Annotated in this window: 30 protein-coding genes; 17 read left to right on the forward strand and 13 right to left on the reverse strand. The window is 69.4% G+C overall.

Annotation, left to right across the window (positions count from 1 at the left end):
* The first annotated feature begins 1 nt into the window (after position 1).
* The 12 genes from FKR81_RS12860 to FKR81_RS12905 all read left to right on the forward strand — a co-directional run bounded on the left by FKR81_RS12860 (position 2) and on the right by FKR81_RS12905 (position 12,442).
* Positions 2-2,518, forward strand: a complete 2,517-nt coding sequence (locus FKR81_RS12860) for a CHAT domain-containing protein (RefSeq protein WP_146351418.1) — start codon at positions 2-4, stop codon at positions 2,516-2,518.
* Between the two features lie 59 nt (positions 2,519-2,577).
* Complete coding sequence (locus tag FKR81_RS12865; RefSeq protein ID WP_146351421.1) at positions 2,578-3,351, forward strand: AfsR/SARP family transcriptional regulator; 774 nt, start codon at positions 2,578-2,580, stop codon at positions 3,349-3,351.
* Between the two features lie 68 nt (positions 3,352-3,419).
* On the forward strand, positions 3,420-4,676 hold the full coding sequence (locus FKR81_RS12870; protein ID WP_146351424.1) for a chymotrypsin family serine protease: 1,257 nt from the start codon (positions 3,420-3,422) through the stop codon (positions 4,674-4,676).
* Positions 4,676-5,083 carry a molybdopterin-binding protein gene (locus FKR81_RS12875; RefSeq protein WP_146351427.1) on the forward strand — a complete coding sequence of 136 codons (408 nt, stop codon included), beginning with the start codon at positions 4,676-4,678 and terminating at the stop codon, positions 5,081-5,083. Before FKR81_RS12870 ends, FKR81_RS12875 begins: the two co-directional genes overlap by 1 nt.
* A gap of 12 nt (positions 5,084-5,095) precedes the next feature.
* Positions 5,096-5,707, forward strand: coding sequence for a lamin tail domain-containing protein (locus FKR81_RS12880; protein ID WP_146351430.1), 612 nt, complete (start codon positions 5,096-5,098; stop codon positions 5,705-5,707).
* Positions 5,708-6,030: 323 nt separating this feature from the next.
* A complete protein-coding gene (locus FKR81_RS12885) occupies positions 6,031-6,486 on the forward strand; it encodes an RICIN domain-containing protein (protein WP_222598250.1) in 456 nt (151 codons plus the stop codon).
* 439 nt (positions 6,487-6,925) lie between these two features.
* Entirely contained in the window at positions 6,926-7,186 is a 261-nt protein-coding gene (locus tag FKR81_RS12890) for a hypothetical protein (protein ID WP_146351436.1), read from the forward strand.
* Between the two features lie 39 nt (positions 7,187-7,225).
* Positions 7,226-7,381: a hypothetical protein gene (locus FKR81_RS43525; RefSeq protein ID WP_186762945.1), complete on the forward strand. Its 156-nt coding sequence runs from the start codon at positions 7,226-7,228 to the stop codon at positions 7,379-7,381.
* Positions 7,382-7,444: 63 nt separating this feature from the next.
* Positions 7,445-9,124: a fibronectin type III domain-containing protein gene (locus FKR81_RS12895; protein ID WP_146351439.1), complete on the forward strand. Its 1,680-nt coding sequence runs from the start codon at positions 7,445-7,447 to the stop codon at positions 9,122-9,124.
* 5 nt (positions 9,125-9,129) lie between these two features.
* Positions 9,130-11,844, forward strand: coding sequence for a class IV lanthionine synthetase LanL (lanL, locus tag FKR81_RS12900; protein WP_146351442.1), 2,715 nt, complete (start codon positions 9,130-9,132; stop codon positions 11,842-11,844).
* Between the two features lie 236 nt (positions 11,845-12,080).
* Entirely contained in the window at positions 12,081-12,245 is a 165-nt protein-coding gene (locus FKR81_RS43530; protein ID WP_186762946.1) for a hypothetical protein, read from the forward strand.
* 11 nt (positions 12,246-12,256) lie between these two features.
* Positions 12,257-12,442, forward strand: coding sequence for a hypothetical protein (locus tag FKR81_RS12905; RefSeq protein WP_146351445.1), 186 nt, complete (start codon positions 12,257-12,259; stop codon positions 12,440-12,442).
* On the opposite strand, the gene FKR81_RS12910 is transcribed toward FKR81_RS12905, so the two are convergent.
* From FKR81_RS12910 to FKR81_RS12930, 7 genes are all read right to left on the reverse strand, one after another.
* A complete protein-coding gene (locus FKR81_RS12910; protein ID WP_146351448.1) occupies positions 12,435-12,929 on the reverse strand; it encodes a hypothetical protein in 495 nt (164 codons plus the stop codon). The genes FKR81_RS12905 and FKR81_RS12910 overlap by 8 nt on opposite strands.
* 6 nt (positions 12,930-12,935) lie before the next feature.
* Positions 12,936-13,106 carry a hypothetical protein gene (locus FKR81_RS43535; RefSeq protein WP_186762947.1) on the reverse strand — a complete coding sequence of 57 codons (171 nt, stop codon included), beginning with the start codon at positions 13,104-13,106 and terminating at the stop codon, positions 12,936-12,938.
* Positions 13,107-13,933: 827 nt separating this feature from the next.
* Complete coding sequence (locus tag FKR81_RS43540) at positions 13,934-14,104, reverse strand: hypothetical protein (RefSeq protein WP_186762948.1); 171 nt, start codon at positions 14,102-14,104, stop codon at positions 13,934-13,936.
* 29 nt (positions 14,105-14,133) lie between these two features.
* Positions 14,134-14,364, reverse strand: a complete 231-nt coding sequence (locus FKR81_RS12915; RefSeq protein WP_146351450.1) for a hypothetical protein — start codon at positions 14,362-14,364, stop codon at positions 14,134-14,136.
* Positions 14,365-14,374: 10 nt separating this feature from the next.
* Entirely contained in the window at positions 14,375-14,992 is a 618-nt protein-coding gene (locus FKR81_RS12920; protein ID WP_146351453.1) for a hypothetical protein, read from the reverse strand.
* A 108-nt stretch (positions 14,993-15,100) separates the two neighbouring features.
* Positions 15,101-16,984: a hypothetical protein gene (locus FKR81_RS12925; protein ID WP_235921504.1), complete on the reverse strand. Its 1,884-nt coding sequence runs from the start codon at positions 16,982-16,984 to the stop codon at positions 15,101-15,103.
* Positions 16,985-17,136: 152 nt separating this feature from the next.
* The gene (locus tag FKR81_RS12930; RefSeq protein WP_186762949.1) at positions 17,137-17,667 is read right to left on the reverse strand and encodes a tetratricopeptide repeat protein; all 531 of its coding nucleotides are present in this window, start codon (positions 17,665-17,667) and stop codon (positions 17,137-17,139) included.
* On the opposite strand from FKR81_RS12930, the gene FKR81_RS43545 reads away from it, so the two are divergent.
* Positions 17,645-18,133 (forward strand): hypothetical protein, encoded by a 489-nt coding sequence (locus tag FKR81_RS43545; protein WP_222598251.1) that lies wholly within the window; start codon positions 17,645-17,647, stop codon positions 18,131-18,133. The genes FKR81_RS12930 and FKR81_RS43545 overlap by 23 nt on opposite strands.
* Positions 18,134-18,249: 116 nt before the next feature.
* Here FKR81_RS43545 and FKR81_RS12940 read toward each other — a convergent pair whose 3' ends face one another.
* Positions 18,250-18,513, reverse strand: coding sequence for a hypothetical protein (locus tag FKR81_RS12940; protein ID WP_146351461.1), 264 nt, complete (start codon positions 18,511-18,513; stop codon positions 18,250-18,252).
* A gap of 68 nt (positions 18,514-18,581) precedes the next feature.
* On the opposite strand from FKR81_RS12940, the gene FKR81_RS12945 reads away from it, so the two are divergent.
* Entirely contained in the window at positions 18,582-19,226 is a 645-nt protein-coding gene (locus FKR81_RS12945; protein WP_146351464.1) for a uridine kinase family protein, read from the forward strand.
* Positions 19,227-19,308: 82 nt separating this feature from the next.
* Here FKR81_RS12945 and FKR81_RS12950 read toward each other — a convergent pair whose 3' ends face one another.
* The 4 genes from FKR81_RS12950 to FKR81_RS12965 all read right to left on the reverse strand — a co-directional run bounded on the left by FKR81_RS12950 (position 19,309) and on the right by FKR81_RS12965 (position 22,367).
* Positions 19,309-19,737, reverse strand: coding sequence for a hypothetical protein (locus tag FKR81_RS12950; RefSeq protein ID WP_146351467.1), 429 nt, complete (start codon positions 19,735-19,737; stop codon positions 19,309-19,311).
* 121 nt (positions 19,738-19,858) lie between these two features.
* Positions 19,859-20,542, reverse strand: coding sequence for a hypothetical protein (locus FKR81_RS12955; protein WP_235921505.1), 684 nt, complete (start codon positions 20,540-20,542; stop codon positions 19,859-19,861).
* Positions 20,543-20,579: 37 nt separating this feature from the next.
* On the reverse strand, positions 20,580-21,644 hold the full coding sequence (locus tag FKR81_RS12960) for a transcriptional regulator (RefSeq protein ID WP_146351473.1): 1,065 nt from the start codon (positions 21,642-21,644) through the stop codon (positions 20,580-20,582).
* A 36-nt stretch (positions 21,645-21,680) separates the two neighbouring features.
* On the reverse strand, positions 21,681-22,367 hold the full coding sequence (locus FKR81_RS12965) for a class I SAM-dependent methyltransferase (RefSeq protein WP_146351476.1): 687 nt from the start codon (positions 22,365-22,367) through the stop codon (positions 21,681-21,683).
* 70 nt (positions 22,368-22,437) lie between these two features.
* Here FKR81_RS12965 and FKR81_RS12970 point away from each other — a divergent pair, with 70 nt between their 5' ends.
* Positions 22,438-23,349 (forward strand): AraC family transcriptional regulator, encoded by a 912-nt coding sequence (locus tag FKR81_RS12970; RefSeq protein ID WP_186762950.1) that lies wholly within the window; start codon positions 22,438-22,440, stop codon positions 23,347-23,349.
* Positions 23,350-23,389: 40 nt separating this feature from the next.
* On the forward strand, positions 23,390-25,063 hold the full coding sequence (locus FKR81_RS12975; RefSeq protein ID WP_146351483.1) for an ankyrin repeat domain-containing protein: 1,674 nt from the start codon (positions 23,390-23,392) through the stop codon (positions 25,061-25,063).
* A gap of 359 nt (positions 25,064-25,422) precedes the next feature.
* Here the strand turns inward: FKR81_RS12975 and FKR81_RS12980 are convergent, their stop codons facing one another.
* Positions 25,423-26,145, reverse strand: a complete 723-nt coding sequence (locus FKR81_RS12980) for an SDR family oxidoreductase (protein WP_328593140.1) — start codon at positions 26,143-26,145, stop codon at positions 25,423-25,425.
* Between the two features lie 80 nt (positions 26,146-26,225).
* Between FKR81_RS12980 and FKR81_RS12985 the strand changes: the two genes are divergently transcribed.
* Positions 26,226-26,855, forward strand: a complete 630-nt coding sequence (locus tag FKR81_RS12985; RefSeq protein ID WP_146351486.1) for a TetR/AcrR family transcriptional regulator — start codon at positions 26,226-26,228, stop codon at positions 26,853-26,855.
* Positions 26,856-26,868: the final 13 nt, after the last annotated feature.

Here is a 26,868-nt window from a genome sequence, read left to right on the forward strand (position 1 = left end):
CATGACCGCGGTCGAGGAAAGGGCACGGGCACTGCACGCCCGAGGGCTCGCCGCGACCGGCCGCGGCCGGTCCGCGCAGGGGTGCCGGCTGTTCCGTGCGGCACTGGCGTTGCTGGACTGGCCCGAGACGACGCAACGGGACAGACACGCCGTCGTCACGCGGATACTGATCAGCCTGGCTGCGGCCGAGGTGCACCTCGGCCGCAGCGAGGTGGGGTTCGCGCTGCTCGACGACGCGGAAGCCCTTGCGGAACAGGATGATCGCGGCATCCTGTTGCTGCAGCGAGGTCTGCTCTGCGTCCTCGTGGGCCGGATGGACGAGGCGTTGCACCACCTCAACGAGGGAATATCGGCGCTGGAGGGGCATGCGGAGGGCTACGACCTCGCCAGTGCCCTGCTGAACCGCGCCATGCTGCACAGCCTGGCGGGGCGGGCCCGGCTCGCCAGGGCGGATCTGCTGCGGTGCGGGGACATCGCGCGTCGGGCAGGGCTCGCGCTGCTGGTGGCGAAGTCCGAGCTCAACCGGGGCTACTGCGAGATGCTGATGGGTGACATCCCGGCCGCGTTGCGCGCGTTCGACCTGGCGAAGCCGGAGTTCACGAGGCGCGCGACGGACCTGCTGCCCGTGCTCGCGGTGGACCGGGCGAGGACGCTGATGCAGGCCGGGCTCGCCGACGAGGCCGCCGCCGAGCTGGACGAGGCGATCCGCCTGCTGGGCCACGCACGTCCCACCTACGAGCGGGCGGAAGCCGCGCTCACCCGCGCGCAGGTGGCACTGGTGCAGGGTGACCATCCGACGGCGAGGCTGTGGGCGCGCCGGGCGGAACGGTGTTTCCTGCGTCGTGGCGACCGGAGCTGGGCCGCGGTCGCCACGCTCACCCGGCTGCGGGCGGACTTCCGGACGGGACGGCGGTTGTCCGCGATCGCGTCCGAGGCGGCCGCGCTGGCGCTGCGGCTGCGCGGCCTCGGTCTGCCGAACGACGCCGAGGCAGCCGCACTGCTGGCGGCCCGCGTCTGCGTGCGGCGCGGCGACCTGCGCGAGGCCCGCAGGCACATGTCGCACCGCCGCAGCACGTCACCGGTGCTGGAGACGAAGCTGTTGCGCAGGCTGACGGCGGCCGAACTGCATGCCGCCGAGGGCGACACCGGGCGGGTGTACCGCGACGCGCGGGCCGGGCTGGACCTGCTGCACGACCACCGGGCGCGCCTCGCGAGTCTCGATCTGCGCACCGGAACCGCCGCACTGGGCGCCGAGCTCGCGGCCGTCGGACTGGGCACCGCTGTGCGCCACAGCAGGGTGCCGGTGATCTTCGCGTGGTCGGAGCGCTCGAGGGCGCAGGCGTTCCTGGTGCCCCCGGTGCGCCCACCCACCGACGTCGACACGTCCGACGCCGTGGCCGAACTGCGTCAGCAGGCCATGGTGGTGCGGGCCGCGGAACTCTCCGGTCGGCCCGACCCCGGCGCGTCGCGGCGGTGTGCCGAGCTGGAGCACGTGATCCGGGCACGCGGCTGGCAGGCCGATGGCGACGGTGAACGCACGGGCGTGGCCGGTTTCCACGACGTCGCAGCGGAACTCGGCCGCACCGGTGAGGTGATGGTGACCTTCCTGCCGGTGGTCGGCCAGGTGCTCGCCGTGGTCATCGCCGATGGCAGGGGACGGGTGGTCCGGTTCGGGGATCTCGCCGCGGTGTCCGAGGCGATCGCGAGACTGCGCAGCGACCTGGACGCGATCTGCGGTCGCACGCTGCCACTGGCACTGGCCGAAGTGATCACCGCCTCGATCCGGCATCAGCTCGCGGTGCTCGACGAGCACCTGTTGCGACCGCTGGGGGACATGCTCGTCGATCGGGATCTGGTCGTGGTGCCGACCGGGCCGTTGTCCGGCATTCCGTGGGGCCTGCTGCCACCACTGCGCGGGCGGCCCGTCACGGTAGCGGCATCGGCCTCGGCGTGGCTGCAGGGCCGCAGAGCGGTGTCGGCTCCGATGATCTCCGAGCCGCTGCTGGTCGCGGGCCCGCACCTCAGGTTCGCGGCGGCCGAGATCAGCAAGATCGCCGGAATGCTGCCCGCCAGCACCGTGCTCACCGGCGCCGACGCGTCGGTCGACGCGACGCTGGCAGCCATGGACAACCGGCGGATCGTGCACGTTGCCGCGCATGGACATCACGAGCCGGGCAACTTCCTCTTCTCCAGACTGGACCTCGCCGACGGGCCGCTGATGGCGTACGACATCAGCAGGCTGCCCACGGCCCCGCAACACGTCGTGCTGTCGTCCTGCGACACCGGCCGGACGGTGATGCGGGTCGGCGACGAGATGCTCGGCTTCGCCGCGGCTTTCCTGTACAGCGGAACGAAAACGGTCGTGGCGGGTGTCGCACGGGTGCCGGACGACACGGTCACCGGTGTCATGGCGGCCTACCACGACCTGTTGCTGCGCGGTGCCCGGCCGTCGCGGGCACTCGCCGAGGCGGCGGTCGCCGAGCCGTTGATCCCGCTCGTGTGCTTCGGCAGCTGCTGAGGTGAATCCAGCCGCTCCGTCGCGCCTCCTGGTGGCATGTCCTTGCCTAGGAGGGGGCCATGGCGACGGGATGGCGTTTCGGCGTGCTGGGACCACTGGAGGTGTGTTACGACGGCAGACTGGTACTGATCGGAGCGGCGAAGCAACGGGTGCTGCTGGCCTCGTTGCTGATCGCGGCGAACCAGGTCGTCCCGACCGGGACGCTCGTGGCACGGCTGTGGGGTGAGTCGCCGCCACGAGGACACCGCAACACGCTGCAGAACCACGTGCTGCGGCTGCGCAGGGTGCTGGGTGAGGCCGGTTCCCGCGTCCCGGTGCACACCCGCCCCGGCGGGTACGTGGTGCAGGTGGGACACGACGAACTGGACCTGATCACGTTCCAGCGCATGCTGTCGGCCGCGCGCGTGTCGGCACGGGCAGGCGACCTGGCACGCATGTCCTGCCTGCTGCACGACGCACTGGGCCTGTGGCGAGGCCCCGCGCTGGCCGACGTTCCCTCGGACGCGCTGCAGCGGGAGGTCGTGCCGGCATTGGTCGAGAACCGGCTGCGCGCCGCCGAACTGCGCATCGGCGCCGACATCTCACTGGGCGATCACCACGAGGTTCTCGCTGAACTGCACGAGCTCACGTGCTCGAACCCGCTGCGCGAACCGTTGTGGGCACTGCGGATGCTCGCCCTGTACCGCTGCGGACGCCAGGCCGAGGCACTCGCCTGCTATCACGAGGTGCGCGGCCATCTGGCCGGCCAGCTGGGCATCGATCCCGGTGCGGAACTGAGCCTGCTGCACCAGCGGATGCTGACCGCGGATCCCGGTCTGGTGCTCGCGAAGTGACCGGGAGGTGACCGGAACGTCAGGCGGTGGCTCGACCGTGGACGGGACGACAAGGGGAGGAGTCCACAATGCACTTTCGAAAACCTACGTGTGCCGCAGTCGCGACGCTGGTCGCGCTCGGAGCTCTCGTCCACGGTGGCGCCTCGGCCGGCGGCGCACCGCGGTCTCCGGCAGATGGCAAGGATCCGTTGCTGGTGGCCGCGCAGGCCTACCGGAAGTCCTATCCGCAGATGTCCGAGGAGGCGGCGCGAGCCGCTGCCGCGCAACAAGACCAGCGAAAGGCGTTGTACGAGGAACTGACGAGGAACGGGGACGCGGGATTCGGCGGTGCGTGGTTCGACCCGCCGTCCGGCGTGTTGCACGTCGCCGTGACGAACGACGACACCGCGGCTCAGCTGGCCGCGCTGGGGAAGCGACTCGACGTCAAGGTCGAATCGCTTCGGGTGCAACGGAGTTTCGCCGAACTGCAGAGCCTCGCCGACAGCATCCGCGGCGGCAAGGACGTGCTCGCCGAGGCGGCGCGCGGCCGGGTCGGCATCGATGTCAGGACGAACGGGGTCGTCGTCGCCGTCGAGGCCGCACAACAGGGTGCGCTGGCATCGGCGGCGGCATCAGCGGGCGTGACCGTGGTGGCGAACCGGGAGTCGCGAACCGAGGAGGACGCGGGCTGCGTCGACCGCAGGTCGTGCGACTGGACGATCCGAGCCGGTTCCGCACTGTGGCGCGGCGCGGACGGTCACGTCTGTTCCACGGGATTCACCGGACGGGACGCCGGCGGTCAGCGCTACGTGCTCACCGCGGGGCACTGCTCCACCGGTGGGGGTGTGCAATGGGGCACCGGCGGGCAGCAGATCGGCCCGCTGACCGTCGCCGGCACGTGGGGGTCACTGGACGCCGCGCTGATCGCGGTCACGAACCCGTGGTTCACCGGCGATCTCGGCGGTGAGATCTACAACCGGTACGCGCCGAACAAGTCGGTCCCGCTCAACGGAGTCGCCCCGAACCTGGGCTACATCTGGTCCGGTGAAGTGGTCTGCCTGGCGGCGAACTTCGCCGAACCGGACGGTGACAGCTTCTGCGGCACCATCGGCACCAACAGCGATCCGTGGGAGTCCGGCCTGGCCAAGGTCGACAACGTGGACGCCTGTGGCGGAGACAGCGGTGGTGGCTGGTACTGGCTGACCTCAACGGGCAGGCGGATCGGCTACGGCCTGCACAGCCGCAGCAGCACCGGGTGCCACAACCACGCGGGCAGCGCCTCGTGGTTCAGCCCGTTGCCCGTCGTGAAGTCGTGGGCGCCATGGCTCGATGTGGAGGTCGTGTGATGAGCGTGCGATCAACGCTCGCGACCGCCGCACTGCTGGCGGGTGCACTGGTCAGCGACATCGCAGGTTCCGCGCAGGCGGCGGTGGGTCTGGATCTCCACGTGGTTCGGCCGGCGGAGGGCGAATCGGTAGCCGCGGGCGGCGTCCTCAAGGTCTCGGGCTCCGCGTCGGACCGCGGATACCCCGAGCCGATCATGATCGACTCGGTCACGGTGAGCATCGATGGCGGACCGGAGATTCCGGCCGAGCTCAGGCCGGGGCTGCCGACGACGAGAACGGTGTTCCTGTTCGAGCTGCGAACGCCCGCTCCCGCGGTCGTCGGCGCGCACCGGGTCCGGGTGACGGCGACCAACGACCAGCTCCGCACGCTGTCCAAGTCCGTGCAGTTCTTCGTCGTGAACCAGTGAGGGGGAGGTGTCGTGAAACGTGTCACGAGCAGCTTGGGTGTGGCGCTGTTCCTGTTGGCGGGCAACGGCGTCGCTCGTGGAGACCGGACAGCTGAGCCGGCTTCCGCCATCGCGCTCACCGAGATCGCGACACACGGCCCGTCCGGGCCGCGTGACGAGTTCGTGGAACTCCAGAACGTCAGCTCCGAACCTCAGCGGTTGGGCGACTACCGCCTGGAGTTCGCGGGCGCGGACCGGCGCATCGTGGCGTTGCCCGCGTTCCCGGAGGACTTCGTCCTGCGGCCGCACGGCGTGTACGTGTTGGCGGGCGTGGACTTCAGCGGGCCGCGGAAGGTCGTGAACCAGATCATCGACGACCGGATCGACATCCCGGAGGAGTTCGCACTGCAGTTGACCGATCTCGGCGGAAACACGATCGACGACTGCGGCACCCTGCCCCGGCCGAGGTGGCCGTGGTGGCCGCCGCGGTGGCCATGTCCGTGTCCTCCAGCCCCGTGGCAGTCGCGGGTGGATCTGTCCATCACGCGTCACCACATCACGGGCGATCTGGCACGTGACTACCAACTCGACTTCCGCACACCGGGTGCGGTCGAGTGGCTGCCCCAGGACCCGGTTCCAGCGTGACCGATGAGTGCTCAGCCGTCGGGACTCCACCTCCCGCGGAACGTCGGCCAGGCGCCGCACGCTCCACCGTGTCGTCTCACGGGGGGAGGCACAGGACAAACAATTCGGTGATGAACTACGTCTCAGAAGGGCATCCCCTTGCGTACCACCTTTCTCAGATGGATCGTCGCCCGGCACAACGGCGAGTGCCTGACGACACGTAGCCGGACCTATGCGGCGATCCAGTACACCTGCAACGGTGGGCACAATCAGCACTTCTCGGTTTTTGGACCCTAGCAATCCAGCGGATCCTGTCATCAAACACCATCTCGGAGGAGATCATGTTGAGCACGCGGCTGGCACGACGAAAACTGGTCGGATTTCTGGCAGGTCTACTGGGCGCGACAATTCTGATGGCGGGCACGTCAGTCGCCGCCGCTGGCAACGGCGGCACCAGTCGCGAGTCTGCCGTCAGCGGCATAGCAGCTTGGCAATACTACGAGTTGCGGGCGCGGCACAGCGACAAGTGTTTGGATGTTGATGGTCGCGGTGCGGGTGGCGCGGGTGCGGACTTTGCCAACGTGATGCAGTACCAGTGTTGGGGTGGCGCTAATCAGCAATGGCGCTTCGCCTACGTCGGTAACGGTTACTACGAGTTGCGGGCGCGGCACAGCGACAAGTGTCTGGATGTTGATGGTCGCGGTGCGGGTGGCGCGGGTGCGGACTTCGCCAACGTCATGCAGTACCAGTGTTGGGGAGGCGTCAACCAGCAATGGCGCTTCGCCTACATCGGCAGCTGACTCGGCCTCGTCGAAGTCCGCAGGGGTTCATCGAAGATGGGGGTGGCGTGGAGTCATCGTCTCCATGTCACCCCTGTAGCCCGAAGAGGACCCGCGTCATGAGCCGCTGGACCGACCTTCTCACCGCCCGCCATCAGCAACCGTCATCTGACAAGTCGCTCGGTGGTATCCCCCCCGTTCCACCGCAGAAGGAACGGGATGGAACGCCGTACGAGGTGAGACGGGGAAACTACCGACCCGATCTCGGATCCATCGTCGTGGGAAGGGCGGCTGTGATGCGTTGCGTTTTCATCGGGACGGGCGGGGTCCTGGGTCGGATCGACAGCGAGACGCGGTGCGCGTTCTGGGCCGAGGAGCCGGTCGATCACGGCGCACCCCAACGCGGCGCACTGTTCTTGGTCAGCGGCCAACTCTCGAGCGAGCTACCCGTGGAGTCACGATGAACGACAGACCCGAGCCAGCAACCAACTCCCGCAAATCGCTCGTCGCGAATCAACCGCGGAGCTTGCGTGTCGCCGCGCTGCTGGTGGCCGCCGCGCCGGTAGCTGTCGCGCTCGTCGCCCTCGCCTCGCCGATGGCCGCCCCGATCCGGATCGGCTCAGCACCTGCCGACACAACGCTCGTCCAACCCACGTGCGACGTCGCGATCCCTTCTGGTGCGCTCAACCCGGTGAAGTGGCCGGAATGCGGCGGCGACTGAGCGATCGTCCGCGCGCCACACGAATCCCGAGGAGTCACGATGGACAAGGAGCCCAAGGCGTCCGCACCGCCGGTTGCCGCGAAGCGATCGCCTCGTGTGCGGGCCGCCGCGCTGTTCAACAGTTCCGTCCTGCTGGCCACCACCGCGCTGATCATTGCGATCGAGCCCAAAGCTCCGCCCTTCAAAGGTGACTAGCGGACCGCGCAAGGCGTTTTCAGTGACCGTGCTGCATTACCAGTGAGGTGGGGGAACATCGCCATGTCGACCGCATCCGGGGTTCTGAGATCCATCGCGACCAGCGCCTTGGCTGTCGTCGCGGTCCTGTCTGCTGCTGTCGGGTCGTCGGTGAGCGCGGCCGTCGTCGAGTCGCCGCAGGTGATCCGCTTTCACGGCGGTGGTGACGACCGTGCCGGCGCCATCGCTCTCGACGGTGCGGGCAACATGTACCTCGGGGGTGCGGTGGGCACGCCCAACACCGGCATCACCTTCGCGGTGGTCAAGCTGAACGCGCGCGGTGAACTGATCTGGCGCACCACGTACAGCGGTGCGCGCGGCGGGACCCTCGGCGCCGTGAGCGCGCTGGCCGTCGACGCGGCCGGTAACGTCTTCGCGGGTGGCCACATCAGCGATGACCGCAACGTGGACTCGTTGGTGCTCAAGCTGGGGCCCGACGGCTCGGAGCGCTGGGCGCAGCGCTACGACGGACCAGGCGGAGGCTATGACCAGGTCATCGGGCTTGCGGTCGACCAATCCGGTGCCGTGTACGCCACCGGGAACTCATATGGCACCGGCTTCGACTGGGTGACGCAGCGGTTCGGGTCCGACGGAACGTTGCAGTGGACGCGGCGGCACAGCGGCCCGGGATCCGCCGACGACGTGGTCGGCGACATGATGCTCGGGCCCAACGGCGACCTCGTTGTCGCTGGGGTCACGAGGAACACCCCCGACGCGCTGACCAACGACATCGAGATCGTGAGCTACCGCCCGTCGGGCGAGATCAACTGGCGACAGCAGTGGACCGACACGCCCATCAGCCACGAGCTCGTCGAGGACATGGACGTCGACGCCGCCGGGGGGATCACGGTGACCGGCTCGACGGCCCGGAATCCCAGCCCCGAGTTCGGCGTACCGTTGCCGATCACCTTGCGGTACAACGCTTCAGGCTCGCTCCAGCAGACGATCCGTGCCGGTGGTAACGCCGTCGCCGTCGACTCGAACGGCGGCGCCGCCTACCTCGTTGGGTCCTTCATGGACAAACCTCAGCTGTCGCAGACAACGAAGTACGACGCGGCCGGCAACCTGGTGTGGGTCACGCCACTCGCGTTGAACACCAACGAATTTCTGGTTGTCACCGGCATCGTGGTGGACGCGCAGGGCGTCGCCACCGTCGCAGGCACGGTTCACAACCCTCGCATGCCCGCCGTTGACTACCTCACCATCCGGTACTCCTCCGACGGAAGGGAGTTGTGGCGCCACCGGTTCAACGGCCTGGGCAACGGTGACGACCGCGTGGCCGGGCTCGCGGTCGACAGCGCGAACGGGGTCCTGGTCACCGGGACCTCGTGGGGCGACTACTCCTCCTCGGGCGATACCGACAACGACATCCTGACGTTGAGGTTCCCCGCAGGCGTCACCCCGAGCCCGGACCTGCCGCCGGTCGCGCCGAGCCACCTCGTCGCCACATCCGCGTCCAGGAGCCAGATCCGCTTGAACTGGCACGACAATTCGGATGTCGAGACCGGACTCCGGATCGAGCGCTGCCGGGGTTCGAGATGCACCGACTTCGCCCAGATCGCCGTGCTCGGCTCTGACGTGACGACGTTCCTCGACAGCGGTCTGGCCCGGAACACCTCGTACACCTATCGGGTGCAAGCAACCAACACAGCCGGAAGCTCGCTGTTCTCCAACCCGTTCAGCGCCAAGACTCGCGTCAGCTGACCGGCATGGCTGGACATGACGACTCACGGCTGCTGATCGACATCGTCACGGCTGTACTCGCGCGAGCGGGTGCTGACTGGACGATTGACACCGGCGCGTTCTGGTGCTCGCTGAGCCCTCCTGACGGGCGCATGCCTGATCAGGGTTGGAAGTTGCACGTGTCGGCAACCCAGCTGTCCGCGCCGGTGGTGCTTTCGCGCGCCGCGGACGTGCTGATCGCGGAGGGCTGTGCGTTCAAGTTCGCACGTGGGCTGGACGAGGTGGCGGCACTTCTGTCCAGTCGGTGTGATCGGGGCAGCGGTGGGAAGTTCATCACCGCGTATCCGTTGGACGACGAGACGTTCCGTCGGGTGGCGGCGAGGTTGGACCTGGCGACTGATGGTTTGCCGGGGCCGGCGATTCTGTCCGACCGCCGGCTGCGCCCGAACAGCCTTGTGCACTACCGCTACGGCGTTTTCGGCGCCGAGGCGGTGCTCACCAACGACGGCGGTCTCGAGCCCGTGCTGACGGGGCCGGACGGGGAGAAGATCGTTGACGAAAGGCCGGCGTGGTTCAGCCCACCGGAGTGGGCGGTGGCGCCGCTGCCCGAGCCGTCCGGAGCTGACGGAGGCCGCGTACCTGAGTCGGTGCTCATCGCCGACCGGTTCGTCGTCCGTGAGGCCGTCCGGCATTCCTACCGGGGCGGTGTCTACCGGGCGACCGATCGGGACACCGGCGACGAGGTCATCGTCAAGCAGGCTCGCCCGCACGTGATGGGTCTGTTGACCGGCATGGACGCGCGTGATGTGTTGCGTCACGAGGCAGAGATGCTCGACCTGCTCAGCCCACTCGGCCTGGCGCCGCGCAAGATCGCCCTGGTCCGTCAGCAGGACAACCTGTTCCTCGCCGAGGAGTTGGTGCCAGGGGTCACGTTGCGCCGGTGGGTTGCTGAGCGCTGCATCGATGTGTGGCGAGGTGCGGGCGCTCCGGTGGCCGAGGCGGTCGACAAGGCGGGCCGGCTGGTGGGGATCGTGACCGCGGTCCACCGGCAGGATCTCGTGTTGCGTGATTTCACGCCCAACAACGTGATGGTCACCCCGGATGAGCGCCTGCGGCTGATCGACCCGGAGCTCATCGTCGCGACCGGCTCCCGTGCCTCGGCGGCACACACGGCGGCTTACGGCGCGCCGGAGCAGGTCTCCGCGCCGAGGTTCGGCCCGGTGCCGTCGCAGCGGGCCGACCTGTACAGCCTCGGCGCCACCATCATGTTCCTGGTCTCCGGTGTCGACCCGCTGCTGCCCGCGGACGAGCGCCCGCTGCAGGCCCGCATCGCCGAGTTCGTGACTGCGCTGGGGACATCCATGCCGGCGGTGCGTGCGTTTGCCCCGCTGATCCTTGGCCTTCTGCGAGATGCCCCGGAAGAGCGGTGGACAACGGCGCAGGCACACGCTTTCCTCGCCGACGAGCGCCACGCCGAGGCGGTGGCCCCCGCGCGGCTGCGGGCCGCGACGGTCGACCGCGTGTTGGCCGACGGGCTCAACCACGCGCTGCGGACCATGAGCCCCACCAACCCGCGGCTGTGGCCGGTCGACGAGCAGCGTGGCAACACGGACCCCGCCAACGTGCAGCACGGCGTTGCGGGTGTGCTCGGGGTGCTGACCAGGGCCGCGAGGGTGCTCGGTGATGACCATCTGCGTGAAGGCGTTGCCACCGCGGCTGGTTGGCTCGACCGTCGGCTGTTCGACGTGCCACGCCTCCTGCCGGGTCTGTACTTCGGCAGAGCCGGTACGGCGTGGGCGATGTACGACGCGGCCCGGCTGCTGGGCGACGACGAGATGGCCGCGCGAGCCGTCGAGTTGGCGAAGCGGTTGCCGGTGCGGTGGCCCAATCCGGACGTCTGTCACGGCACCGCCGGTGCCGGAATGGCGTACCTGCGCCTCTGGCTGGCGACCGGTGACTCCGAACTGGAACGCCGTGTCGAGGATGCCGCGGACTGCGTGCTCGACGCGGCACAGGAGCGCGACGGCCACCTGACGTGGCCGATTCCGGCGACGTTCGACTCGCGGCTGTCCGGGTTGGCGCACTACGGCTTCGCCCATGGAGTGGCAGGCGTCGGAGCCTTCCTGTTGTACTGCGGTGTCAGCACCGGCCGAGCCGACTGCGTGACAGCCGCCCGCCAGGCGGGCAACACGTTGGCGGCCGCGGCCGACCTCGACCACGGGGCGGCGTGGTGGCCCAGTGGCACGCAACGCGACCCGGCCGCCTCACGGATGTGGCATTGGTGCAGCGGATCGTCCGGCGTCGGAACCTTCCTGATCCGGCTGTGGTCGGTCACGGGGGAGCCGCGTTTCCGCGACCTCGCGGAGGCCGGGGCGGTCGCGATCCGCCGCGCGGGCTGGTACTCCTCGACAGCGGCCTGCCACGGCTTGGCAGGCGACGGGGAGTTCCTGCTGGACCTGGCCGCCTGCACCGGCGACCACCGCTACCACGAATGGGCCTCAGAACTCGCCGCGATCGCTCACACCCGTCACGCGATTCGCGACGGGCTCGCGGTCCTGCCGGACGAGTCCGGTGCGGACACCGTCGCCGTCGGCTACAGCACCGGGCTCAGCGGCGTACTCGGGTTCCTGCTCCGGCTGCGCCACGGCGGCCAGCGGTGGTGGATGCCCGATGAGATCCTTGCCCCAGAAGGGAAATGGCCCGTCTTCGTTGCTCGGACACCTGAGCTGACTGTCCACTGAGGAGTGTTTCATGATCGAGACGGATATCAGCACACTGGATCTGCTTCCGGCAGACGCGAACACACCCGTGTTCTCGGGCGTCATCACTTGTCCTACCGGCAGCGGATTCCCGGGGTCGGCTGTGGCCGCCGAATCGGGCGCGGGCTGCCCCGTTTCGGAGTACCGAACGACCTTCGTCGCGCGGCCGTGTCCGTGGCACTCGAGTCAAGGTCGATAGTGAGCAAGGGAGTACGTCAATGATCGAGATCGACATCAGCAAACTGGATCTGTTGCCGGCCGACGCGAACACACCCACGTTCTCGGGCACCATCACTTGTCCCATGAGCAGCTTCCTGGGACCGGCAGTGGTCACCGACTCAACCGCCAAATCCTGCGACGTCCCTCGAGTCAGTCACCTCTGAAGGGGGGAGACTTGGGCTCGATCGCGGCGACCAACGCCGTGGTGGTCAGCACCGCGGTGGTGTTGAAAAATGCGGCGATCCGCAGGAGGCTTGGCTGCTTGGAGGTTGCCGGCGGCACGGGCGAATCGGCTGGACGGGGATTCTTGTTCATCATTGCTCCGGTGAGTTGGGGTTCCGCAGCGCGGGCGGTCAGCTGAAGGCCGAGGCTTCGACGAGGATGTGGGTGAACGCGGGGTTGAAGCCGTCGGCGGTGGAGTGGCTCTTGAGGAGTGGCTTCAGCGTTCCGAAGACCGGCAGGTCCAAGGTGCGGGCGAGCATGCGAAGCGTGCGTTGGCCGGCCTCGGTCACCGCGGTCTCGCAGCCGAGCAGCCGCACGGCGGTGATCCGCAGGCGGGGGAGCAGACGGGCCTCGGCAAGCGCGTGAAAGAACCGCGCGACCGTCGGGTCGAGCATGTTGATCGGTGTGTCGCCGAGGCGGAGCAGGTGGTGCTCGCGGGTCGAATGGCCGAGCAGGTCGAGCGTCGCGGGCGATCCGACGGTGTTGAGATGACCTTCGAGAACCGTGCGCAGCTCGGCGAGCGAGCCCGCGTGCCGCAGGTTCACGCAGCGCGCGGCTCGCCCGGCGAAGAATGCCTCGGCGCAGTCAGGCGAGGCGACGTTGAGGCTGGGCACCGGGGTGGACATGGTCGGCTAGTCGCCCTTGAAGGGCGGGTTCTTCGGCTCGATCGCGATGATCAGCGCGGTGGTGGCCAGCAACGCGGTGCTGTTGAACAACTCGGCAACGCGCCAACGACGTGACCGCTGAGCGGCGGCCGGGGGGCCGGACGGTTCGGCGGCTGCCGGTTCGACGTCCTCTTTCATCGTGACTCCTTGAGGTTGTGGCCGGTCTCATCCGTACCGGCGTTCCACCTCGTTCCACCGGTGGGCGTGAGGACGTTCCACCGTTGTTGGGTGAGGAGTTGGAACGGGGTGGAACGCCTTGGTGGCGAAGGTGAATCAGCCACCAGGTTGGAGGAGTTCCTTGAAGATCACTGATCGAGTTCGCGGCTGGCACGTCCGGCTCGCTGTGGTCGCTGCCCTGCTCTGCATCGCCACCAGCATCGGTGTGGCCACAACGTCTCCCGGCTCGGGCCTCGCCTGCGGCTCCTCGCCGAAATGCGCTGACGGTCCGCCGCCAGCAGGAATCGTGCGAACCAACCCGGAACGGGATCGCAGCTCACACCTCGCCTGCGGCGGCGACCCGAAATGCGCTGGCGGCCCACCGCCAGCAGGAGTCGCCCGAGCCGTCCCGCAACGGGTTCATGGCCCGCACCTCGCCTGCGATACGCCGAAATGCTCCGGCGGCCCACCGCCTACGGCAATTTTCGCCTGCAACAGCTCGCCGAAATGCTCCGGCGGTCCGCCGCCTGCGGTCGCTGTCCTGCTCGGCGTCTCCGCCGGTGTAGGTGCGGCCACGACGCCCGCTGGCTCTCCTGGCGCGGACCTCGCCTGTGGTGCCTCGCCGAATTGCGGTCAAGGCCCACCGCCGGTGACTCTCGTCCGAGTTGGCCTCGGGGTCGCTGTTCCGTAGGAGCCGGTAGTCGCCGGTGCTCGGGCCCTGCCCCAACAGGGCCCGAGCTGACCTTCACCGCAGATGCTTCACAACGCCAAGGGCGCTTGAGACAAGCCGTCGGACTTTCATCTACAAGCTAGTCACCTTTGTAAGGAGGGAGCTTGGGTTCGACGGCGATGACCAGTGCGGTGGTGGCCAGCACCGCGGTGGCGTTCAGCAGCTGAGCGGCCCGGCGATGGCGTGGCAACTTGGCGGTGACCGACGGCGCGGGTGGGACGGACTCGGCTGGATCGGGATCGTTCTTCATGTGACTCCTTCGGTTGCGGACGGTTGCGGCTAGTCTCCAGCGCAGACCGGAACTTTCATGGTGTTGAGCGCTCCGGAGTGGACTGACACGACGCACTCCGTGGGGATGAGCGTTGCGCCGGGGTGTGGCGTGGTCGCTGCGCCGATCGTGACGGTCAGCGGTGCGGCGAGTGCCAAGGCGGTGGCCACCGGCGCTGCGGCGATCAGTAGCGCGGCGATCCGGTGACGGCGTCGTTCGGTGGGTTCGGGTTTGCTGTTCACCGCGTGCTCCTCAGGGTTGTGACGGGAGGTGGCCGCTGATCAAGAACAGCGCGCCACGTTTGGGGGCGGAGCCGACGCCGATCGTGGTGAGGCTGTCGGGGCCGGCGTCGCATTGCTCCGGCGACGCCAAGTCGATCCACATGGGAACCGGGCGCACGTCTGGCTGATCCGACCTGCCCGGCGGGTAGACCGCCACCCGCGCCAGCGAACCCTGTTCGTCGAGAATCTCCGCGCAGTGCCCGGCGTAGCGGCTGCCGGCCCGCGGATCATCACCGTCGGGCCAGTAGACCGTCGTCATGCATTCGTAGGACTGGCCGCTCATCCCCGCAGGCGGACACGCCGGGCGCAGCTCTGCCGGGAGTGTGGCCAGGAAACCGCGCTCCAGGTACACCGCGCCGCCCAGCTGCAACTCCGGCCACCGCGGTCCCAGCGTCGTCCCGGACAGCGCGCCGTTGGGGCCGGTGAAGCAGTCGTCGACCTGCACCTCGTCCCAGCCGATCTCCTTCGCCACCGCGGCAGACGGCGTCCGTCCGAGGTCCACCTCGATCAGCAGGGCCGGGTCGAAGCCGTGATCAACAGGTTCCTCCGCCCAGAACGCGCACCGCGTCTCACCATCGATCCGGCCCAAGAACCCCGGCGTCCCGACGAACACACACCGCATCACAGCCGCCTTTTCCTCACCACGATGAGCCGATCCGGCTGACCCCTACGGCGTTCCACCCCGTTCCACCGGGAGTCAGGTAGGTCGGTACCAGCAGCGAATTCCGGTGTGGACCCCGGCGCGCAGGTGCGCACCGATCGTGGGGTCGGCCCGCTCGATGTGGGTGAGGGCACGCCGGATCGCCCGGCCCACCGCCAGTCGCGCGCGTTCGGGGTTGTCCGGAAAAGCGCGGGCTCGGCCGCCCAGACCTGAACCCGCAGCCAGCTCGGCGAGCACCCAGTCGCGTTCCAGCTGTACCTGGTCGTCGCCGCTGCCGTCCGGGTCCGCCTGGTCGAGCTCGGTGAGCCGCTGCCGGTAGCGCTGGACCGCGGCGCGGTCGAGCACCGGCTGGGCGGCCGCGCTGCCGGCCACCCTGGCCAGCGCGTCGAGGCCGACCGCCAGGTCCAGGGCGGGGATCTCGACCTCCGGGTTCGCTGTCAACACAGCCAGGTGGAGCAGGCCGACACTCTGGTCGACGAGGACGGCCCGGCCTCCCAGTTGGATCCGCCACCGGCGGCCGTGCCGGGTGCAGGTGGCCCTGCCGCTGGGCGACCGCGGTGACGCGGTACCGAGTGTCGACGCCAGCTCGGTCGCCAGGGCGCGCTGCTCCTTCGCCGCGGCCTCGTCATCGGGTTGCCCCCGGCGCTCCAATGCCTCAGCAAACCGTTGCCGGGCAACCAGCAGCGCGGGCCAGTGGCCCAACGCGAGGTCGCGGTGCACGGCCTCGCGCAGATGAGCCACCGCTCGCTCCGTCTCGCCCGTGGTCAACGAGGCGACGCCGAGCGCGTGGTGGACCGAACCGAAGCAGACGACTGCGGGACCCGCCACCACCGGCAGGTCGGCGAACGGGGCCAACAGCTCGTAGGCCGCGGCGGACGCCTTCGCGTCGCCGAGCAGACGTGCCGCCTCGACGATGCCGTACATGGTGACCAGCCAGTTGCCCGACCGCGGCAGGTCGGCCAGCGCACGACCGCGCAGCGCGGCCAGCAGCCGCTCGGCGGTCCGGTGATCTCCGGCTGTCGCCGCCGCGACGGCCAGCGCGGCGAAGAACGAGTTGTCCACCACGCTCAGCGTCGGTGAGTTGACCAGCTCGGTGAGCATCGGCAGCAACTCGCCGAGCCGGCCTTGGTACCAGCGGATCGCAACGATCTGCGCGGCGAACCAGGCCGGCGCATCGACATGGCCCGCACTGGTGCCCTGCTCGAGGCAGTCCCGCGCGAGCTGCTCGGCTTCCTCCAACCGACCGGCGCGAACAGCCAGCATCACCTCGATGGCCTCGACCACAACGCTGATCGCCCGATGCTCGTCCTCAGCCAACAAGCCGCGCAGTTCACCCAGCCGCCGCTCCGCGTGCGGATCGGCATCCAGAAACCGGTCGACCACCTGCCAGAGCAGACCCATCAACAGATCCGTGCGACGCGCACCCTGTGCCGCGTCACCGACCAACTCATCAGCCAGCGCCCGACGCAGCACACCGTGGTCGGGCCCGCGCAGACACTGGTGGGCCAGGCTCAACGCCTCCGCGCGCGCCACCGGGTCCGACGATGCTCGGGCCTCGTCGAGCACGGCCAGCGTCGCGGTGTGCGCGCCGGCGCGGTAGTCGGCCTCGGCGGCCAACCTGATCCGGACTCGCAGCGCCACAGCGGATTTCGGATCGATCAACCGCAATGATCGCCGCAGCCGCGCGCACAGCGAACCCGACCCGGCGGCCGTGCGGTGCTCGTCCACCCACAAACCGCCCAACCCCAACGCGGCCTCCGCCATCACCAGCGCATCACCGGTCTGCTCGCCCGCGCCGTACGCAGCGTCGAACCACCGCCGCCCGGCCAGCAGATCACCGTCGGCGTGCAGCGCCCGGATCCCCGCCGCGAGAAACGACTCAGCATCCTCGACAACCGCGACAATCGCCCCGAACGTCACCTGAACCACTCCTCACCCAACCCCGCTCGCGCGGCTCAGCCGCCCGCGACGAGGGTGGCAACAAGGCCTGCAACCGAGCTGGAACGGGGCTGGCACGGCGGTGGCACGGGTCTCGGCATCGGTTCCAGGTCCGAGGACCGACAGGGCGCGAATCAGCCTTGCTGGGGAAGGAGTCCCGCTTCGCGATCGGGCTCAGGAGCCGCAGCGAGGTGGTGGAGTTTGGCCCGGACCTGGGCGGCTTCGGGTTGGTCGAGCTCGTCGAGCACGCTGAGGGCCTGTTGCGAGGCGGTCCGGGCGGCGTCGGTGTCGCCGGCCGCGCGGTGGGTGTCCCCGAGGCTGGTGAGGGTTTCGGCTTCGTCGCAACGGTTGCCGAGCTGCCGGTACAGGTCGAGGGACCGCTGGTAGCAGGTGATGGCGGCGGTGTGGTGGCCGAGATGTCGGTGGATGTAGCCGAGGCTGTCCCACGTGTCGGCCTGCCCCCGGCGTTCACCGAGCTCCTGGAGCAGCGTGAGGGCCTGCCGACAGCAGCTGAGGGCCTCCTGGTGCTCGCCGAGCAGGGCGTGGAACCAGCCGACCGCGCCGAGCGCGTTCGCCTGCCCGCTCTGGTAGCTGGTGGTTCGGTACAGGTCGAGGGCCTGCCGGGCGTGGCTGAGGGCGGCGGTGGCCGGGGAGGTCAGCCTCACCGTCGCGGGCCCCGTGCACGCCGCGGACGCCGGCACCGTGCAGGTGAACGGCTGGCAACTGGTGTTCACCGCGGGCGACCGCGGCAACAAGATCGAAATGTCGCGCGCGGGTGACACCTTCTTCTTCTGGGACAACCGGGAGATCACACCGCAGGCCGGGTGCTGGCGCCCGGTCCCGACCGAGCCCAAGCTCGCTCAGTGCAGCGCGGCCGGCGTCGGGCAGATCGTCGTCTGGGCCAACGGCGGAGACGACGAGGTCAACACCCTCACCCTGAACATGAACACGCCCCTGTTCCTGTCCGGCGGCACCGGCAACGACACCCTGCGTGCCAACGACGGGGACGACTTCCTGTACGGCGAAGAGGGAGCGGACTTCGTCGACGGCGGCGCCGGACGGAACAACGTCAACCGCGGGCCCGACGTCGACACCTGTTGGAACGGGCCGGTGTTCGTCAACTGCCCGTAGCACTTCACCTGTCGCACCACCGGCATCGCCGGTGGTGCGGCGGGGTCGGCTTCAGCAGCGGAAAGCACGAACCCCGGTCAGTGACCACGCGCGCGAGATCCGGCCCTCGTGCGTGGTCAGCAGGTCGACCCCACCAACGGCGACGCCGTCCGCGGCTGTCCAGAGGAACACGACGGACCCTCGGGCGACGTGAACACGTTGACGTGCCGCGCGCGATAGTCGGTGACGAACCGTTCCTGTTGGTCCGGGCCGACCACCGCGTCCAAGCTCTCCACGCGGTTCGACCACTGCACGCAACTGCCTGTCATAAGCTCGTGCGCCAGCGAGGGGTCCTCGTTCCACATCCGGCACCAGTCGATCATGCGCTGCTCGTTGTCCATGATCGACAGCCTCGCAATCGCCGGCGACAGCGTCCTGTCGGTGTTTCAGGCAACCGAGGAGGTCGTGGATGCGCTTGCATCCGGGTGAGGTCGAGGCCACGGGCTGGCGGGTCGAGAAGCTGGCCGATGTCGTGCAACGACTGCGCGACGCAGCACCCGACGTCACCGGACGTCCTCTTCTCATCGCGATCGACGGGCGCGGCGGCGCCGGGAAGTCCACCCTCGTCGCACGGCTGCACAAGCTCGTCCCCGCGTCCGAGGTCGTGCACACCGATGACGTCGCCTGGCACCACGCGTACTTCGACTGGGGAGACCTGATGGTCGAGAACGTCCTGCGGCCCCTTCACCGCGGCGAGGCGGTGGAGTTCCGGCCGTCGGCCTGGATCGAGCACGACCGGCCCGACGCGATCCGCGTCCCGGCCGGGACGGACGTCGTGTGGGTCGAGGGCACCGGGATCATCCGCGAGCAGTTCGCCCCGTGGATCGACGCGTCGATCTGGATCCAGGGCGACCTGGACGAGCAGGAACGCCGGCTGGTGGCACGCGACGGCGACTCCGTCGATCAGCAACGGCACATCGCCGCGTGGCTGGCCGAGGAACTGCCGCTCATGCTCCGCGAACAGCCGTGGCGGAAGGCGACGTTCGTCGTGGCCGGCACGACCGAACTCCGCCACGATCCCGCTACCGAGATCGTCATCGCTCCTCCGGTCTGACCAGCAAGGCGGTGATCGTCCGCGGCGCGTTGTTCATGGTGCCGGAGCTCCGCGGGTGACGTCAGGACCGGACTACCTGGTCTCACACGGAGAGCGTCACGAGACCTTCGTCGGTGTCGAGCACGAGTGGGTCGCACAGCGGGGCGAGGGTCGCGTGCAGCTTGCTGAGCGCGTCCGCCGTCAGGGTGTCCTGGACCGCGATGATCGCGTCGACGACCTGGCGCTGGTCGAGAGCGTAGAGACGGTGCGGGTAGTGCACTTCCTGGTCGCGGTCGAGCAGCTCGAACTCGATGCACACCCCGCTGGTGTACTCGTCGCGCATGCGGAACTCGCACATCATGTCGAACACGGGCCCGCTGTACCGCGCGACCGCGACCGGGTCGATGAGAATCTTGCGGTCGATCAGCGGCCGGCGGTCGACGCAGTCCCAGCCGGCCGACTCGAACGCGTCGACGAATCCGCCGATGTTCGCGCGCATCTCGTCGGACACCTCCACGTCGAAACCGTCCATCAGATCCCCCTTCGTAGGACGCTGTGAGGCGGAACAACATACGGAATGGGCGGTTGCGCACAGCTCGAGGCCCCGTGAGCACGTGGAGATGCTGGTCTTCAAACGCTGTCGTGGTCCCGGCCTAGCTGTTGACGTACCAGTCGACCTGAACGGCGTTCGCCGAGATGTCCTTCAGCTCCGCGCACACCTGGTGAGTCACGAGAACACCGGTTTGCTGGCACATTCGCGGGTTGCCGGTGATCGTGCTCGTCGGCCCCGGCGTGTAGCCGCGTGACGCGAGATGCTCGCGCATCACCGCGGGTGCGCGGTCTCCGGTGGCCGTGAGGACTCGCCAGCAGCCGCCGGAACCGCACGCTTTGTCTTCGGCGATCCGCAGCTGCGCGGGCGCGGGCAACACGTTCTCGTCACCGGGTGCTTCCTCCAACTGTGCGAAGAGGACGAACCCGGTGGCGACGAACCCGATGACCACCATCGTCAGCAGCCTCCCGGCACCTGCTGGCCGTCGGCGCTCCACCAGTGCGCCGGCGAAGCACACCGCGGCCGCGAGTGTCGTGTGGAGCCAGTAGACCTCGATCGCGGCGGGCACCCACGGTCCGGACCACCCCAGTTCGCGCGGCACCACGAACCACGCGAGCAGCACCATCAGGATCAGCCCGACGACCAAACCCGTCCTCGGCGACCGCGCCGAGGCGCACCAGACCAGGATGGGGATCAAGGCGAACAGGCTCGCTCCCCACACGCACGTGGCGACCGCGACGGTCAGCAGGGCCAGGCGCCACCAGTGCTCGCGCAAGCGAAACGGCACAACAACCCCAGTACCTGACACCTGGCCAGTCTGGCAGTCAGTTGTGAAGGCCCTGCTGAAGCAGCGTCTCGCGATGCTGCCACGCCAGCGCGAGCAGGGCGGCGCCCGCCGCTTGCGTGGGCTCGTCGTGGACGTACCGCGAGACGTTCTCCTCCGTGAAGGGCAGGCCTTCGAGCACGCGGCCCTCGTCGTTGTTCGTCACCAGGCCGCCGAACAGCGAGTCGAACTGGGGAGCGTGGATGACGACGACGGTCAGCACGTCCGTCGCGAACGTCAGCGGGTCCACGCCCATCCCGAGGTACCACCGGCGCGCCGACGAGGTCAGGCTTCGCGCGAACGGCCAGGCGTCGTAGTCGATCGGGCTGCCGTGCTCTTCGGACGCGCCCAGCATCTCCTCCGCGAACTCGCGGATCATGCAGCGCCACAACGAGAAGTCGTTCGCGACGTTGCCCGGCTCGTCGCCGGACGCCTGGAAGATGCCGACCGGCAGCACCTGGTACATGCCGCCCGCGTGGCCGACCCGTTGAGGGTCGCGCCAGTGCAGGTAGAACGTCGCGTCCCCGCTCTCCCGGTCGAGCCGCAGCGTCAGCGTGCTGATGGCGACGTTCGTCGGGCGGCGCGACGGATCGCACGGGTCGCCGATCGCGGAACGCAGGCGCAGCTCGCCGACCAGTCCGAGCTCGCGTGCCGCGTACTCGTGGGCGCACGCTTCGCCCACGTCGATGCCGTCGAAGTACGTGCCATCGCCGAACGTCAGCAGACCGGCCGCCAGGTCGGCTTCGAGCAGGCGGTAGGTCGAGCGGTTCTGGAACACGGCCGGCGCGGCGAGATCGGCCATCGCCGCCGAGTAGCTGCGGTACCGGCCGCCATCGGCTGTGCACGGAAGCAGGTCGTCGGTGATGTCGCTGAACGAGCTGTCCTTGCGGTACCGCAACTCGATGGCGTCCAACGGAATCGGCGCGGCTGGTGTCCACCCCGGAGACGTGAGCAGCGGCGTGCCCGCGACCCTCGGGATGTCCGGGTACTCGGCGGCCGCCTTGACCGCGAGCGCGTGACGGTGCTCGCCGAGGTGGGCGCGGACCTCGAGCCACTGTGCCGGCATTGCGTCCTTTCCAACCCCAACCCGAACCCGAACCGACTACTCCTCGGCCGGACGGCTCGGGCGGGCCAGCTCGATGCCGACTTCTCCGCCGATCCGCAGTGCCATTGTGCGGGTCGGCTCCACGGTGAAGCCGGCCGCGGCGATCCGCTGCGGCACCGCGTCGCCGACGTTGTCCCGCATCTGTTCGCGCATCTGGCCGCGCATCCCGATCTGACGACGGCCGTGCCCGTGGCCGTGCTCGTGGAGCACCGCGTCGGCCAGCACCAGCACGCCGTCGGGCCGCAGCACCCGGCGCACCTCGGCGAGCAGCGCGTCCTTCGACGTGCTGTCCAGGTGGTGCAGCATCAGGCTGGAGAAGACCCGGTCGAACGAGCTGTCTGGATAGGGCAGTTCCTGGGCGAACCCGCGATCCAGCCGCACGGTGAGGCCGGCCCGCCGCACCTTGCGCCCGGCCCTGGCCAGCGCCTTCGGATCGGGGTCCAGCCCGACGAGGTCGACGGTGGGGTACCGCTTGCCGATCGACCGCAGCAGGTTCCCGGTGCCGCAGCCCACGTCCAGCACCCGGTGCCCGTCCCGCAGGCCGGCCAGCGTGATCATCTTCTGGTGGATCGGGCGCAGCCCGAACAGGTGGTGCACCACGTCGTAGAACGGCAGCAGGACGTGCTTGCCCATACCGGGGATGTAGTCCCGCTCGGCAGATGGCTGAGATGTTCTTTCGGTCATGCAACCATTCTGGCCGCTCTTGGACCTGCGGACCTGTACCGATCCGTGGCTCCAATGGGACGATTCGACGGTGAAGACCGTGCGAACAGCGCCCAGCCGGGACCGGCCGGCGAGCTACTCGATGCTGCCCGCGCCCGGCGAGCTGCCCGTGGCGACCTGGCAGCTCGAGCACGGCTGGCGGATCAACGGTTCGTTCGAGGAGCACTCGCACGACTTCCCCGGCCTGGCGTACTTCCAGACCACCGGGGGGATGCTGCGCACCGGCCGGCGGGCATGGCCGATCGAGGCGGGCGACCTGTTCGTGATCGCGCCCGGCGACGTCATGGGGCGCGTCCACGCCACCGACCTGGAAGATGCTCAGGGCTGGGGCGTGTTCTTCACCGCCGACGCGCTCGGCCCGGACGTCCCCGGCGCCCACCTCGCGTGGCGCACGCACCCGCTGCTGTTCCCGTTCGTCCGCGGCGGAGCGATCGGCGCGCTGCGGCTGCGGGTGCCCGAGCCGGACCGGCCCGAGTGGAGCGGCCGGATCCAGGCTCTGCACGACGAGCTGGCGCAACGCCGGGACGGGTACCGGGAGGCCGTGCTGGCGCACCTGGTGCTGATGCTGGTCGGGGTGTCCCGGCTCGCCGCCGACGTCGTGGGCGATCTGCGCGAGAACTCCGAACCGCTGCTCGCCGAGGTGTTCGAGGTCATCGAGCGGCGCTATCCGCAACCGTTGTCGCTGCGCGACGTGGCCGCCGCGGTCAGCATCTCGCCGGGCCACCTGACCTCGACCGTGCGCAGGCGGACCGGACGCACCGTGCAGGAGTGGATCACCGAGCGGCGGATGGTCCAGGCGCGGCGCCTGCTGGCCGCGACCGAGCTGCCCATCAGCGACATCGGCCGGCAGGTCGGTTTTCCGGACGCCGGCTACTTCGCCCGCACGTTCGGGAAGGTGCACGGGATGAGCCCCGCGCGGTGGCGCCGGGCAGGCGCCGGGTGATGTGGCATCGGTGTGGTGGGCCGGAGTTACGTTGCCCGCCGTGAAGGATGTCGACTGGTTCAGCCCGTTCGTGGTGCGCGGCGATGCCGTGGGTGTCGAGAGCGCTCGGGACGAGGTCACGCCCGAGGTGCTGGAAGACCTGCTGTGGCTCTACGGGCGGCTCGACACGTGGCTGCAGCGGTGCCTGCTGGTCCAGCTCCTGCAGGACCACTGGGAGCCCGAGCTGTTCGCGCCGGTGATGCGCGACATGCTGCGCGCGCCGACCGACTGGCACGACGGCGGCACCGAGGACAACGTCCAGTGGTCGCAGGCCGTCGCACTGGGGTTCCTGGACGAGCGGTACGACATGTTCGACCGGTACTGGAACGACCGGGACGTACTGCGCGCCGCGGTCGCTCGAGCGCGCACCGAGTACGGACTGACCGCCGACGAGGTCGCGGACGCCCCGAGGCCGCTGATTCCGTACTCGGCCGATCCGAAGGCGCGACTCGAGCAGGCCTGCCGGCGTGGCGACACCGACATCGTCCTGGCAACCCTGGACACCGGCCTCGACGTCGACACGCCGCTGAGCATCGGCACGCCGATGATGCACGCGATCGTCAACGGCCACGTCGACACCGGGCTGCGCCTGCTCGAGCGCGGCGCGTCCGCGAGCGCCCGGTGGAAGTACACCGGCGCGACCGCGTTGATCAAGGCCGGCTACTACGGCAGCGTCCCGTTGGCCGACGCCCTCCTGGCGCGCGGCGTGTCGCCCGACGAGGCCGACGACGACGGCCTGACCGCGTTGTACTTCGCGGCCAACTACGGGTACCTCGACGTGCTCCGCCGGCTGCTGCAGGCGGGTGCGAGCCCGCGGGCGGCGAGGTCACCGCTGGTGGCCGCGGCCGGTGGCGGTCACGTCGACGTGGTCCAGGCGCTTCTCGCGGCAGGCAGCGAGCTCGAGGAGGTCGCCTGGGGGCGCACCGGCCTGGGCACCGCAGCCATGCTGAACCAGGCGCCGGCGGTGGACTTCCTGATCGAGGCCGGGGCGCACGTCGACGCCCGCGACGACAACGGCCGCACCCCGCTCATGCAGGCCGCCGTCCACGGCTACCCCCGCATCGTCGAGCGCCTGCTGCGCGCGGGTGCCGACCGCTCGCTCGTCGACAACGCGGGCAAGACCGCGCGCGACCTGATCAGGCCGCGTCGCCGCGAGGAGCTGACCGCCCTGCTGGCCGACCCGCCCAAGCCGGTGGTGAAGGTGCCCAAGAACTACGACGAGGAGCACTTGGGCATCAAGTTCTCGAAGGAGACCGATCGGAGCAAGAACGGCAGCTGGCCGTGTGCGGCGACGGAGTGCTCCGGTCAGACGAAGTTGCTGGTGGCGCTCCGCCACTTGTACATCCCGCACGGCATGGAGGGGCACAACAACGCGTTCTGCTACACGTTCGTCGCGGTCTGCACGACCTGCGGGACCGGCAGGCTGGAGTCGTTCAGCCACGACTGCTGGTCCTACGACGATCCGTGGGACCTGGCCTGGGTCCACGTCGTCGCGCCCGAGGACGTCGAACGGCTCCGCACCGCGCTCCGCGACTGTCCGCGGTGGGAGGACGCCCAGTGCGACTGCACGGTGCACGCGGCGCTGCTCCACAGCGCTCAACGGCTCGGCCCGTCGACCCCGGCCACCGTCGAGCTCGTCGACGGTGGCGCGAGGTTCCAACGCCGACAGGCCTAGAGCGCCGCGGCGATCATCGGTTTCAGGGTCTGGCTGCGGCCGCTCTGGTCGTCGGCGAGTTCCTTGCGTGAGAAGAAGGACATCACGATCGTCGACGGCTTGTCCTTCACGATGGCGTCGGTGATGGCCGCGGACCAGTCCGCGCACCATGTCCACGGTGCGCGCCGGGCCGAACGGGGCGGGACAGCCGTTGGTGGCGATCATGGCCGACGCGCCGCGGCACGGTCCGTCCACACCAGCAGCCGCGTCGCGTTCCGCCTGCGCGACGTGCCGCGCGTACGTCCACTGCAGACCGCTCGATGGTGACGCTCGCGTGCGCCGATCGGTTGCCACTCGGCGGAAAAGCTCCCGCGCGGTGATCACAGTCCGGCGCCGCCGGTCGCGTCGACGACCCGGCCGGTCACCCAGCGGGCGTTGTCGGATGCCAGGAACGCCACCACGTCGGCGATGTCCTCGGGCTGACCGACCCGGCCCAGCGCGGCCAGCGAAGCCGCGTGCGCCTCGGCTTCGGCGTTGCCGCGCAACCAGTTCGCGTTGACGTCGGTGTCGACGATGCCGGGTGCCACCGAGTTGACGGTGATGCCGCGCGGGCCCAGTTCCTTGGCCAGGTTGAGGGTGAACGTGTCCAGCGCGCCCTTGGTCGAGCTGTAGGCGATGATCTCCGGCATCGCGATCCGGGCCGCGCCGCTGGAGATGTTGATGATCCGGCCGCCGTCGCGCAGCCGCTTCAGGCCTTCGCGCACCACGAAGAACGGCGCGCGGACGTTCACCGCGAACACCTCGTCGAAGTCGTCCTCGGTGAGGCCGGCCAGGTCCGAGCTGCGGCCGATGGCCGCGTTGTTGACGATGATGTCGACGTGGCCCGCGTGCGCGTCGAACGCCTCCCACAGCGCGGCCGCGTCACCGTGCCTCCCGAACTCGGCGCGCACCGCGAACGCCTTCCCCTCGACCTCGGCGGCCGCCGCCTCGTCGCGGGCGTACGTGATGCCCACGGTGGCGCCGTCGCGCGCCAGTCGTTCCGCGATGGCCCTGCCGATGCCCCTGCTGCCGCCGGTGACCAGCGCGATCTTGCCTGCCAGCACGATGTTCCCCCATTTGTTGAACGATCCTTCAAGAAACACCGTAACACGACTTCTTGAGCGAGCGTTCTAGAATGACGGGCATGAGGGGACGTCCACGCGGGTTCGACCGAGACGCTGCGCTGGGTGCGGCCATCGAGCTGTTCTGGCGGCGCGGGTACGAGGGCACGTCCGTCAGCGAGCTGACCGAGGCGATGGGGATCCGGCCCGGCAGCCTCTACGCCGCGTTCGGGGACAAGCGGGCGTTGTTCGCGGAGGTCGTGGACACCTACGGGCGTTCACCCGTCGGGGCGTTCATGGCCGAGGCGCTGGCCGAGGAGCCGACGGCTTTCGGCGCGTTCGCGCGCATCCTCCGCGAGGCGGCCGACATCTACCCCGACCCGGCTCATCCCGCCGGATGTCTGACCATCAGCGCGGCCACCAACGTCGCGGTGCAGGACGCCGAGGTCGAGGCGTTCCTGCGTGAGCTGCGCAACGCCAACGTGAAAGTTTTCCGGGAACGGCTTCGTGTCGCCTGTGAGGGCGGCGAACTGCCCGGTGACGCCGATGTCAACGCGCTGGCCGGGTACTTCGCCGCGGTCATCCAGGGGATGTCGCAGCGGGCCAGGGATGGGGCGACTCGGGAGGAACTCGCGCAGGTCGCGCGCATGGCAATGGGGGCGTGGTCTCAGTGCGGTCTTACCGATTTGGAAGAGGGCGGAGGCGTCCGTTAAAGTTTCGTCTGCA

The sequence above is a fragment of the Lentzea tibetensis genome (genome assembly GCF_007845675.1).
In the GTDB taxonomy this organism is placed as follows: domain Bacteria; phylum Actinomycetota; class Actinomycetes; order Mycobacteriales; family Pseudonocardiaceae; genus Lentzea; species Lentzea tibetensis.